A 13,590-nucleotide genomic window follows, 5' to 3' on the forward strand; every position below is an offset into this window, starting at 1 on the left:
CCCGCATAACTATTCTATTTTATGGAAACTTATCTTCCGCTGTTGCTGGGTAAAATGCAGGGCGTATTCGGATATATCGTACTTGGGCTGGTGGTACTGGAGTGGGTAATACTGGTCATCACAAAAAAAATGGAAAGCAATAAGGAGGGCTGGGTAAATGTGATATCCTATGTATTGGATAGTTTCCCTTATTTATTCCTGGGCAGGATTTTCATTTTCGGTACCATGATGTGGATGTACGAGTACCGGTTCTTTACGCTTGGATATGCCTGGTATGTATGGATACTGGCCTATCTGGTGTATGACTTTATGTTCTGGCTGGTACATTACCTGGGGCATAAAGTACGGTTTTTCTGGTGCATTCATGGGGTACACCATACCGCTGAAGAAATGAAACTGACTGTGGCTGTGCGCGGTTCCTTCCTTGGGTTTCTGCATATACCCCTTACCGTTATAACCCTGCCCATATTGGGATTTGATCCTTTTATGATCTTCATCTGCGAAGCCATTGCAAGGTTGTATGGTCTTTATGAGCATGTTAACGATCACTTTGATGAGATAGTGGGAAAACAACGGTGGCTGGAGTGTTTGTTCATTACGCCTTCCGTACACCGTGTGCACCATGCAAAGAACCATATCTACCTGGACAGGAATTATGGAGAAACTTTTTCCATTTGGGACAGGATCTTCAGCACTTTTCAATCAGAGATGGAACAGGTGAAACCTGTTTACGGCATACTCAATGATAAAATCAGCGGTAAAAACCTGTTGCAGGTGCAATTGCAGCTTTGGCGGGATCTGTGGGCGGACATAAGAAACGCGCCGGGCCTGAAAAACAAGCTGAAATATATGGTGATGCCTCCAGGCTGGAACCACATCGATGGCGGCAAAATGGCCGCGCAATATCGTGCGGAGGGTGGAGCGCCCTGCAGCAGGAGAAAAGGAAAAAATCAATGATCCATTTAAACCCTTCAACATGAAAAACGCAATAGTAACAACACCAGATATCACAACAGATGTATGGAAGGAGACTTCCGTAACGCCGCCGAGAGCACCGCTGATTGTGGACATTACCGCCAGAGAATCCACCGCCATGTTTTACATAGGTCAAAAGCTGATCAGGGAATATGGCAGTTACGAAAATCCGGCATTCATTGCCTCGCTGCACCTGAATGCCTATCAGCTGCTACCGGAGCGTATTGCACGTATACTCAGCAATTTCGGCACAGATTATTCCGCCACTCAATATGGCGCCATTGTTTTCAGGGGACTGATACAGGTGGACCAGGATGAACTGGGCAAAACGCCTTCCAGTTGGAAGGAGGCCGATTACGAAAAGTTAAAGGCATATGGTTTTATCAGTAGCCTGCTGCATGGCGCGGTGCCCAGCAAACCGGTACAGTATTATGCTCAGCGTAAAGGTGGTGGGTTGATGCATGCCATCATACCGGACGAGAAAATGAGCCATACACAAACGGGCAGCGGCTCGCGTACAGATCTGTTTGTACATACCGAAGATGCATTTCTCTTTCATCAGGCCGATTTTCTGAGTTTCCTGTTTATCAGGAATGAAGAGCAGGTGCCTTCTATGTTGTACTCCATTCGTTCGCATGGCGCTACAGACGAGGTGATGCGGCCGTTGTTCCGGCCGCTGTATAAATGCCCCAAAGACGCCAATTACGCACAGGATGCCACCGCAGGAGAAGAAGTGACCGCGGCTGTACTTTACGGCAATGAAACATACCCTTTCATCCGTTTTGATGCAGCCGAGCAGCTCTATAATCCTGATACCAATCAGAGTGCTGAAGCCCTGCACCATCTGGAAGAATTCTGGCGGGTAGCCAAAACATATATCTATAATGATTTTGTACCTGCCGCCGGTGACCTCATCTTCGTCAATAATCATCTCTGTGCACACGGAAGAAACGCTTTTCTGGCAGGCTACCGGGAAGAAAAAGGTGTACTGGTACCCTGCGAACGGAGAATGATGTTGCGGATGATGAGTAAGACAAGTCTCATCAACATCCGGGAGGTTACCAAAACAGAAGACCCTTATTTTATCATGGAAGAGCATTATGGCAGCATCTTCCGTTAACCTTTTCTTTCCTAAAAAAACTTACTTATGCATACAGATCAGCTTACAAAAGCAGCCCCTCAATTATACAACAGGAGCAACCCATTACTGAACGACCTATTATATGAGGCAACCAGTGCTGAATACCAGCAGGCCGTGGAAAAAGCCCGGGCGGCAGTAATAGGTTTCCTGCAGGATACTAAACAACCTTTTACAGGTATAAAACCAGCTACCATACAGGAGCTGGTGTACAGCGTGGACCTGAGCAGGCCACTGGCGGGTTACGATGCGCTGCTGGAGGAGGTGAATGAGTTGTACATCCGGCATGCTACTGCCTTTCATCTGCCTGCGTATATCGCTCACCTGAATTGCCCGGTGGTGATACCTGCATTGGCCGCTGAGGTCATCATCAGCGCCGTCAACTCCTCCCAGGACACTTATGATCAAAGCGCAGGAGGCACCTTTATCGAGAGAAGGCTGATAGACTGGACTGCTAACGAGATTGGCTATACGAATGCGGATGGCGTGTTTACAGGAGGAGGATCACAGTCCAACCTTATGGGGCTGTTATTAGCCAGAGACCATTTTGCCATAAAGATGCTCGGACATCATATCAAGGAGGATGGTCTACCTGCACAAGCATCCCGTTTCAGGATATTTGTTTCCGACAAGGCCCATTTCAGCAACCAGAAAAATGCGTGGCTGTTAGGGATGGGGGAGCAGGCGATTGTAAAAGTGAAGACAGACAGTCGTTTCCGAATGGATACCGCCGCACTTATAGCTGCTGTAGACGAGCAGTTGAGCCAGGGGAATATTCCGATTGCAATTGTAGCCACCGCCGGTACTACTGATTTCGGTAATATAGACCCATTGCAGCCTATCGCGGACATCGCGGCTACCTACCAGTTGTGGATGCATGTAGACGCTGCCTATGGCTGCGGCCTGTTGCTGTCCAACAAATATCGCCACCCGCTGAAAGGGATAGAACAGGCGGATTCCGTTACCATCGACTATCATAAATCTTTCTTCCAGCCTATCAGCAGCAGTGCCTTTCTGGTGAAGGACAAATCCACACTGCAAGTGGTCAGGCACCATGCGGATTATCTGAATCCGGAGGACCAGGACTATGATGAACTACCGGCACAGATCAATAAATCTATTACCCAGAGCACCCGCCGCTTTGATGCCTTAAAACTCTGGTGTACGCTGCGGCTGATGGGGAAACATAAACTTGGCGTATATACGGATATGATGATAGACACCGCAGCGGCTACTGCAGCCTTGCTGCAACAGGACCCTGAGTTTGATCTGCTTAGTAGTTCAGATCTCGGAGTGCTGGTATTCCGTTTCAGACCGGCAGGTATCAAGACCGATTTGTCGGCCCTGAATCTCCGGATTAAACAAGCCCTTTTCTTCGAAGGTGTCTGTATAGTAGCCAGCACCAAAGTGGAGAACAACTTTTACCTGAAGTTTACTATTCTGAATCCTGTTACTACGGTGTCGCATATACGGGAAATACTTGCCACTATTAAATCCAAGGGATATAGCCTGCTTTGATCGTGGGGCGAGTGACCAGGAAAGTCCCGGGGCGAATGTGCCGGGACTTTTCAATTACTGTTATTAACCCTATCGATGTTAAATCATGTTTTGGTGCTATTGACCAGTAAAAGCAATGGCATCTATTTCCAACAACCAATCCGGGTTAACCAATCCAGCAACCATCAGTACCGTCACTACGGGCGGGTTGGTACCGTCCCCCATAAATTTTTTAGCGGTGCCAAACGCAATACGTGCATCCTGGCCTTGTACCAGGTAGATGTTCAGCTTTACCACGTCCTGGAAGGTAGCATTACAGGCGGAAAGCGCGAGTAAGATATTCTTCATCACCTGTTCAGTCTGTTGCTGGATATCTCCTTTGCCAATAAGGGTTCCCTGATCATTCACCGCGTTTTGGCCGCCGATATAAACGGTAGTTCCATTACCCTGCGTGATGATGGCCTGTGAAAATGCCGGACTCTTTATCATCCCATCGGGATTGATGTGTTGAATTTGTTTGTTCATGACTCTTTTTATAATTTTCAACTAATGCTTATCATCTCTAAAGATATTATACCAATTTTAATTTTTAGCTGTTTAGATCCATTCACACGGTTTTAGTTTGGGTGTAGTAGTCTAGCGCCATACCGCCCGACAGGCATAGTTCGCTATGTTAAACGAGCTTTTATTGAAAATTTTGGGTTGCCTAATCATTATTTTTTTTACGATTGGGTGAGACCCAAAAGTATTTCTATTGCGTTTTAATGTCAATAACTTACCAAAAAGTAGGCTAATGGGTAGCCCTTTAAACTGCTAACAAAAATTAATGGAACAGGTGGAGTCCTGGGGCCACTCTGTTTGAGGCGTGGTCTATTTTTTTGTACCTGGAGAGCGCTATTTATAGCAAATCAACTCCTCACGGTACATATTTTTGGCTACCTTCATGCATTTATTTTTTATTGCCCAGATGAAACCGCCTTATACTATTATCTCTATAATGTTGCTGTGCCTATGTATCGTTACCTGTAGCGCCGCTGATACCACCACTTATTTCCTCCGACATTTCGATAATAGTAACGGATTACCACAGAATAGTGTGAATGCCGTTGTATACGATAAGTATGGTTATCTCTGGCTGACCACCGAAAATGGGTTGGCACGGTTTGATGGTGAAAAATTTAAACTGGCAGATACGGGGCCGCTGGCATTGAAGTCTAATCGCTTTTATACGATTTTTCTGGATACATTGGGAAATGTAGGCGCACTTAATGAAAAGGGGGAAGCGGTGCATATTGTTGACGGTGTTGCCGCGCGATATACTTTTCCCTTAAACGAACAGCATAGTTACCTGAAATGGTACCAGCCAGGAGTGAAAGATCACCATGGTATTTCCTATACTATGACACTGCCTAATGAAAGTTCGAGGTGGGGAGCCAGGATAAATGAGCTGAAATTGTATAGCGATGAAAAGAGTTTTTATCTATACCATAATGATACCGTAAGATATGTCCGGGATGGAATTACCCGCAATACATTACCATTCCCCAATAACGGAAGCTTGAGTTTCTTTATATTGGACGGACGGCTTTTCCACCTTCAAAGTGATGGAATAGTAGCAGCGTTCAGTCATTACCTAAAACGTTCCGCATTAAAAGGCGACATCCTGTCTGACCCGTTTTATCACCGTCCGGGAAGAGTGGTGGTACCTTTCTGGAGTATATATGATACCAGTCATCTGCTGGTTAGCTTTAATCACACCTTCTATCTTGTAACAAGAAATAGCAATGATGAATTGGTGACGTGTAAACTGGTGGACAATTTTGATGTAACGGAAACGGAGATACGTTGTGCCTTTTATAATGCAAAAGATGGCCGGTTGTTTCTGGGCAGTGCTACAAAAGGTTTATTTGTGTTGTCGCCATTACAGTTTGTGTCAAAGTATGTGAGTGGAGGGTCTGCAAGTATGTACAGCCAGCTGCCTTATGGAGAAGATGGTGTTTTTGTACCCAATGGATATATATTGAAGCCAACGGGAACTGCTACTCCGTTGCCGCTGTTCAAGCCGCAAAATGTTTCCGATTTTTATAGTATCAGCACCGATGGAAAAGGCGGTAGCTGGACCAGCAGAGGTCAGCAGCTATATCACCTGCAATTGTCGCCATTCCGGCAACTTTCAGCATATACCCTGCCTGCTTTACCTACCATGTTATACCGCGATGAGAAGGGATTGCTTTGGATAGGGTTGAAGAATGGTAATGGGATTGCTGTGCTGGACGGCAACAGGAAAGATGCGGTACCGGTATTGACCTATGCCATGAAGGGAGATGTCACTTACTTCGCTACGGTTAATTCCCGGCAGATGTTTGTGGGGACCGATGACGGGCTTTTTCTGCTGGATCGCCTGACCGGTAGGATAGATACGATAAAGGGACTGGAAGGAAAGTATATACGTAGTATCACGATTACCGGTCAGGACGAAATATGGGCCACCACTTATAATCACGGATTTTACCTATATCATAAGGGTCGGGTAACAAACTTTCCATATGATGTGGATGGGTATATTGCTACTGCTCATTGTATGATACAGGATAAAAAAGGCTTCTTCTGGATCACCACCAACAGAGGACTGTTCCAGGTAAGCAAACGGGATTTGCTGGCCTACGCAGAGAATGGCGCTTTCCCAATTTACTACCAGTATTACGACCGGTCAGATGGTTTTTTCAGCAATGAATTCAATGGTGGGTGTCAGCCTTGTGCGGTTAACCTGAGCAATGGTTATATTTCTTTACCCTCCTTTAACGGGTTGGTATTTTTTAATCCGGATGCTATCAGGCCGGTGTTRCCGGAAGCAACAGTAGCGATTGACCAGGTGTTATTGGATAATTCGCCTTTAGACTTCAAAGATAATGTGAGGTTGCCAAGGGAGTTTTCATCGCTGCAGGTAATGTACAGCAGTCCGTATTTTGGAAATAGTAAAAATCTCATTGTCACATATGCGCTGGTAAAAAACGGAGGGGATACTACATGGCTGCCATTACCTGCAGGAGGTAAAGTCGCCATCTCTACCTTGCCGGCAGGAGATTACAGCCTGGTAGTACGTAAGCTGAATGGCTTTGGTTATGGTAATTTTTCAGATAAAGTATTACAGCTTATAGTGCCATTGGCCTGGTATGAAACCGGATGGTGTTATGCTGGGGGCGCACTTTTATTACTGGCTGTATCCTGGTTGTTTGTGTATCTGCGTGTACGGTATTTGCAAAAGAAGGCCCTGCTCCTGGAAGTGATGGTGGATATAAAAACGAAAGAGTTACAGGAAAGGACGATGTTCCAGCAAAGGATTGTGCAGTCGGTAAGCCATAATGTGCTAAGTCCGTTACAGTATCAGCAATTCCTCTCAGAAAAGATTTTGACGGAAGCGAAAAAGCAGGGAACAGCTACTGTAAAGATGGCAACAGCAATGAATGAACACACCAGCTATTTGTTTCACATGGTATCTAATTTACTGAAATACCTGAAAAGCCAGGTAGAGATGGGGCCTGTGAGCAGCATATTTTCACCCGCTGTTGTGGCAGGAGATATACAAAAAATATTCCTGGCTATCGCCTCGGAAAAGAACACGGAGATCCGGAACAATATTCCTGATTCATTGATGTTGTGTGGAGATGAACAACTTTTATCAGTGGTGTTATACAACCTGGTGGACAACGCCGTAAAGGTAACCCGGAAAGGTATAATAGTGATAGAGTTGATAATGGAGAATCACCTGGTATTACTTCGTGTAGGGGATACCGGGCCGGGGGTGCCGGAAGATATAAAACAGTGGTTCAATCAGCCGGGGAGTGAGGCAGGCCCCCGTAAGGGTTCCGGCATAGGCTTGCTCATTGTAAAGGAGCTGGCGGTGACACAGGGATTGAAAATAACCCTGGACAGCTACGAAGGACGAGGCAGTAGTTTTACGATTGCATCTTTTCGGCGGCATGTATAGCATTCATCTTGGCAGCAAGTTCTACTACATTGCTGACCTTCATTTTTGTAAATATTTTTAGTTTAAAGGTACTCAGGGTCGAAGATTGAATATTGAGGGCTGATTTGATATCCTGGTTTCCAGCGCCCTTTACCAACAATTGCATCACTTGTGTTTCCCGTGGTGATAACAGCGTCATAACTCCATCCGGCCTATGTTTTGGATGCTGCAGGTTATTAATCATTTGCATTTGTACGGTGTCGCTTACAAAAGTATTGCCTTCTAATACAGCAGTGATGGCTTCTTTCACTACATCCGGTGGCGCAGTTTTGGGAAGATAGCCATTAGCTCCCGCCTTGATGTAAGTTAAAGCGTGTGTATCTTCTTCAAAATAAGAAAAAATAAGGATCCGTAAATCGGGCTGCAGGGCTCTGGCCGCTGCTATCATCTGCGGACTGCCGCCCCCGGGCAACTGAATGTCCAGGATCAGCAGATCAAAGGTATGATGCCGTAAATGCTCCAGGGTGTCGTAAAAGGTATCTGCCTCTTTAATGATAACGGCGGGGTAAACTTCGTCGGCGATAAGACTAATTCCCATTCTTAGTACGCTGTGATCTTCTGCTATTAAAATTGATTTCATGGCCAGGCTATGCTTTCGTTAGGATAGAAAATTTTCTATGTATCAAATAATTAGGCGCTTAAATATAGAAAAGTCTCTATGTACGTGCAAGTTTCAAAGGTATAATTTTGATAAACGGCAAATCCTGAACATTTTATAAGATAGGCAAACAACTGTATTTAGTAAACAGATTATTCCTATGAAATAAGATTTTCCTCAGTTTTTACGGCGCGTGATCCCCGGTATCGGGCAGGTAAAATTACCGCTTTCCTCAGAGGAAATGGCGGGCAGACTTTTTTTTGTTTACACCATACACTATGAAGAGATTTACTACCCTTGTATGCTTGCTATTATCTTTTCTTTCTTTGAAAGCTTCCGATTATTATTGGGTTGGTGGCGGAGGTAGCTGGAGTGACGTGAATCATTGGCGGCTTGGCAGTACTACAGGAAGCATTCCCGGTATTGTTCCTTCTTCTTCAGATAATGTTATTTTTGGCCCGGGCAGTGGCTTTGGCGGCACCGTGGTCACACGAACGGTTACACTGGATGCAAATGCATTTTGCAACAATATGACCTGGACCACGAATGTACCGAATAACCCTATATTCAGCCGCCCGGGTGTGTCCTCTCTGACTATTGTCGGGAGTCTTTCTCTTGCTCCTACGGTTACTTATACAGCCATACCCATTACGTTTACCAGCGCATCGGCTGTTACTTTAACGACCAACGGCAGTATACAGGGATCGATGAGTTTTGACATCAATAAGCCGGGGGGCAGCTTTACGCTGGCAGATGACCTGATTTATGCTACTCCTTCTTCCGGTGGGAACGCAGTGACGTTGACGGCGGGTGCTTTTAACGCATCGGGAAAAAAAATAACAACCTATACATTTGCTACCAGCAGCGCACTCGTGCGGAGCTTGGATATCAGTAACACGGAAATGAATATTTACCTTGGTTACAATTGCCAGGGTGCAAATAAAACGTTTAATGCCACAGGAAGTGTGATTAGAACCGGTAGGTTCTATACAGATGGAGGAGCATACAATATTGTTGAGATAGGAACCACCTCCAGCAGTGATCTCTCGATTGTTAACACGATATTCAAAAAACTGACTTTTGTAAATCCTTCATCTGCCTCCCTGGCAAGGATACACTCGGGTAACACGATCGACTCGCTCATATTTAAAGGAGCGGGAGCAGTAAGAAACGGTAATAATACGGTGAATTATGTGAGCTGGGGGGCTGCTGCCACTATAGGAAGCAGCGGTAATTATCTTAAATATGTGACCATCGCCAATGGTCCCTTAGACATTATTGATGGTGGCGGCAATACATTTGATACGCTGCTGACCACCCCTAATCGTAATATTTCTATTTCCGGTACAAATACGATCAATAAATATTTCCGTGCGGGGGGTGCCCCCTGCGATGGCTTTACAGAACTTACCGGAACGACAACCGGGACATTGGCATTTGCTCCCGCAGCAATAGCCAGCATTGATAACGTGTTGCTGACAAACCTGGCGGCTACAGGCAACATTACACCGCTCACGGTAAATGGTATTGACGGAGACGGAAATAGTGGGTTTATCATCAATTCGCCATCTGGCATAGGCACCACGTTGTATTGGGTAAATGGTGCCGGCGACTGGAACGACAATTCGCACTGGAGCTTCAGCAGTGGCGGTGCGGGCGGCGCCTGTATTCCGTTTATCAATGATAATGTGGTGTTTGATGCGAATAGTGGCTTTACAGCAGGAAATAACATTGTTGCTACCACTGCAAATACGTATTGTAACAACATGACCTGGGCCAGCGGCATCACAGGTAACCCTATATTTAATAAAAGCAGCTCATTTACATTCCAGGTATATGGTTCCGTTATACTAAACCCAACAGTAACGATGAATGCCGTGCTGGACCTACGGGGAACTTCAGCCGCCACGCTTACAACAAATGGAAGTACACTGGGCGTGACGCAGTTTACTGTCAGGAAGGAGGGAGGTAGCCCAACAGCCGGCCTTACGCTGCTGGATAATTGGAATAATACCAATTCCGCGTTTGTGCTGGTAAGAGGGATACTGAACCTGAGTGGGCGTACCGTGGATTTATACGCCATAACCAGTAACAGCTCCCTAACCAGAACCATTAACATCAGTAATGCGCGTATTTCCGTAAGCACCTGGAACTACTCGGGCAACCTGATCACACTGAATGCTGCCAATTCCTACCTGTTGGCGCGCAGCGCGTTGATTACCCGCACCACAGCTTATAATGTCGTCGACTGTGGTGCGACAGTAGCCGGTAACCTGGACGTAGCAGGGACTACTTTCGGACAGCTTACTTTTACCAACACCGGGTTTACAAGTGCCGCCAGGATACACGGCGGCAATACGATACGGAAGCTGGAATTTAAAGGACAGGGAATGATCAGGTATGGCAGCAATGTTATTGACTCCCTGATTACCGCTGAGAACAGAAACTTCTTCTTTTATGAAACTGGCGCCGGCAGCAACACCACGATTAACAAATATTTCAAAGCTACACATCCGTCCTGCAGCGGATTAGGAGAAATCAGAAGCGGGACGACTGCCATTAGTACCATTAATTTTAGTCCGAATGCGAAAGTAGACGTAGCCAATGTTTATTTGGAAAACATTGCTGCTACAGGTGGCGGCGGAAGTTTAACGCTTCCCATTCCATTCAACGGTGCGGACGCCGGAGGAAACAGCGGATGGACCATAGGGGCCTCGATAGGAAGCGCGCGTTATTGGATCGGCGGGAGCGGTGATTGGAATGATGCGGCTCATTGGAGTACCAGCAGTGGTGGTGTTGGTGGTGCCTGCATACCTACTGTATCTGACGATGTGTATTTTAACGCGGGCAGCGGCTTTACTGCGGTTTCCAGGACAGTGACTGTTAACACCGGTAATGCTTACTTTCATAATATGAGCTGGGCGGGTGCAGCCAACGATCCCGTCTTTACAAAAAACAATGCCTGGACCATGGAATGCTGGGGAAACAGTATCGTACTGAACCCGGTGTCTACACTAAATATATCTACACTGCTGCTAAAGGGGACGGAGCAAACCGTGATGTCGGGTCAATGTAAAGGCAGTTTTGATTTAGAGATTAATAAACCGGGCAGCGGCCTTACCCTTGCGAATGATTATACCAATACGCTTACCCGCTTTTTGTTAGTGGATGGCAATTTCACCGCTTCTGGTAAAGTACTTAATATTGGAGGCATTGATAATGCAGGCCGCGATAATAATATTGCGCTTGATATCAGCGGCAGCACCATCAATGGAGGTATCCGATATAATGGTACCACTACCAAACGCACATTGAATGCGGCCAATTCGAATATTACCGGTAACGTTATCTTAACTGGTTTTACTTATAATATAATAACTGTAGAAGGAGTTGCAGCAGCTAACGCTACTATTTCCAATACCACGATCAAATCGCTTACTTTTTCAAATCCTGCGACCAACTCCGCAGCCGGTGTAAATGGTGGCAATAATACTATTGGCCACCTCGAGTACAAAGGCAGCGGAGGGATTTATGGCACAGGCAATACAATTGATACACTGGTGTTTTTTCCTGGTGATATTTATACGTTTGCCGGCGGAAGTAACACCACCATCACAGGTGAATGGTTCGGCAGTGGTACGCCATGTCGCCTTACCGAAATCAAAAGCAGTAGTGCTACGAATGCTACAATTACTAAAATCACCGGATCCGTAGAGTTTGACTACATACGTCTCCAGGGTATGACAGGCACCGGCGGGGCATCATTTTCTATAAAACAACATAGCACTAATCTGGGAGGGAATATTGGCTGGACAATTGTGCCATACAACGGATCATCGCCCATTCAGGGTTTAGGTGATGATGTTGAAATATGTTCCACCGCTTTCCCTTACGAATTAAATACCCAGGGCTTCTTCGGATCACCTTCTTCCCAGTATCTCTGGAGCGACAATAGTACCGGCGACAAGCTGATGGCAACAGGGCCGGGCAAATATTATGTGAAGGTAAGTTTCCCTGATGGCTGTTCTGTTAGCGACACAATTAATATAAAGCAGGCAACTGTACCGGTAGATCCCATCACAGGAACTACCGCAGTGTGTCTTGGCTTCAATACTACATTAAGTTCAACTACTCCGGGGGGCGTATGGAGCAGCAGCAATGCAGCTATAGCCAGCATAGATGCCTCCGGTGTTGTAACAGGTGTAACTGCTGGTACTGCCACCATAACCTATACCATTACGAATGGAGGTGGCTGTACCAATAGCCGGACTACCACTGTTACGGTCAATAATTTGCCAGTTGTAAACGCTATTACTGGTATAAGTACTGTTTGCATAAACAGAACTTATACATTAAGTTCCACAACAGCAGGTGGGGTATGGAGCAGCAGCGATGCGGCTGTAGCGAGTATTGATGCAGCTGGTGTTGTAACTGGTGTATCCTCTGGCACCGCAACGATCACTTATACAGTAACTAACGCGAGTGGCTGTACCACTTCGCAAACGGCTAGTGTCACAGTAAACAGTCTACCTGTTGTAGGTGTGATCACCGGTACGACTGCTGTTTGTATAAATAGAACTACTACCTTAAGTTCTACTACTGTTGGCGGTGTTTGGAGCAGCAKMGATGCCGCTGTAGCGAGTATAGATGCTGGYGGTGTTGTAACTGGTGTGGCCTCTGGCACTGCAACAATCACTTATACGGTAACCAACGGGAGTGGTTGTACCGCTTCGCAAACTACTAGTGTAACAGTAAATAGTCTGCCTGTTGTAGGTGCGATCACTGGTACGACTGCTGTTTGTATAGGTGGAACTACTACCTTAAGTTCTACTACTGTTGGCGGTGTTTGGAGCAGCAGCGATGCCGCTGTAGCGAGTATAGACGCTGGTGGTGTTGTAACTGGTGTGGCCTCTGGCACTACAACAATCACTTATACGGTAACCAATGGGAGTGGTTGTACCGCTTCGCAAACAACTACTGTAACTGTAAACAGTCTGCCTGTTGTAGGCGGGATCACCGGTACGACTGCTGTTTGTATAAACAGAACTACTACTTTAAGTTCTACTGCTGTTGGCGGTGTTTGGAGTAGCAGCGATGCCGCTGTAGCGAGTATAGATGCAGGCGGTGTTGTAACTGGTGTATCTATCGGCACCGCAAYRATCACTTATACGGTAACCAACGSGAGTGGTTGTACCGCTTCGCAAACGACTAGTGTAACRGTAAATAGTCTGCCTGTTGTAGGCGGGATCACCGGTACGACTGCTGTTTGTATAAACAGAACTACTACYTTAAGTTCTACTACTGTTGGCGGYGTWTGGAGYAGCAGCGATGCCGCTGTAGCGAGTATAGATGCTG

General features: G+C 46.1%; 7 protein-coding genes. 5 read left to right on the plus strand and 2 right to left on the minus strand.

Going from position 1 to position 13,590, the window contains the following annotated elements; all coding sequences use genetic code 11:
* The first annotated feature begins 21 nt into the window (after nt 1-21).
* Genes AC1DP6_RS34705 through AC1DP6_RS34715 form a run of 3 tightly spaced genes read left to right on the plus strand, consistent with a single transcriptional unit; the run spans nt 22 to nt 3,631 of the window.
* Entirely contained in the window at nt 22-957 is a 936-nt protein-coding gene (locus AC1DP6_RS34705; protein WP_477058990.1) for a sterol desaturase family protein, read from the plus strand.
* 19 nt (nt 958-976) lie between these two features.
* On the plus strand, nt 977-2,095 hold the full coding sequence (locus AC1DP6_RS34710) for a Fe(II)-2OG oxygenase family protein (RefSeq protein ID WP_477058991.1): 1,119 nt from the start codon (nt 977-979) through the stop codon (nt 2,093-2,095).
* Between the two features lie 27 nt (nt 2,096-2,122).
* The gene (locus tag AC1DP6_RS34715; protein ID WP_477058992.1) at nt 2,123-3,631 is read left to right on the plus strand and encodes a pyridoxal phosphate-dependent decarboxylase family protein; all 1,509 of its coding nucleotides are present in this window, start codon (nt 2,123-2,125) and stop codon (nt 3,629-3,631) included.
* 96 nt (nt 3,632-3,727) lie between these two features.
* Here AC1DP6_RS34715 and AC1DP6_RS34720 read toward each other — a convergent pair whose 3' ends face one another.
* A complete protein-coding gene (locus AC1DP6_RS34720; RefSeq protein ID WP_477058993.1) occupies nt 3,728-4,135 on the minus strand; it encodes a RidA family protein in 408 nt (135 codons plus the stop codon).
* Between the two features lie 418 nt (nt 4,136-4,553).
* Between AC1DP6_RS34720 and AC1DP6_RS34725 the strand changes: the two genes are divergently transcribed.
* Complete coding sequence (locus AC1DP6_RS34725) at nt 4,554-7,598, plus strand: ligand-binding sensor domain-containing protein (RefSeq protein ID WP_477058994.1); 3,045 nt, start codon at nt 4,554-4,556, stop codon at nt 7,596-7,598.
* Here AC1DP6_RS34725 and AC1DP6_RS34730 read toward each other — a convergent pair.
* Complete coding sequence (locus AC1DP6_RS34730) at nt 7,567-8,217, minus strand: response regulator transcription factor (RefSeq protein ID WP_477058995.1); 651 nt, start codon at nt 8,215-8,217, stop codon at nt 7,567-7,569. The genes AC1DP6_RS34725 and AC1DP6_RS34730 overlap by 32 nt on opposite strands.
* Before the next feature lie 296 nt (nt 8,218-8,513).
* Here AC1DP6_RS34730 and AC1DP6_RS34735 point away from each other — a divergent pair.
* On the plus strand, nt 8,514-13,590 hold a 5,077-nt coding region (locus AC1DP6_RS34735; protein WP_477058996.1), incomplete at its 3' end, for an Ig-like domain-containing protein.

The sequence above is a fragment of the Chitinophaga sp. 01L420 genome (genome assembly GCF_056399985.1).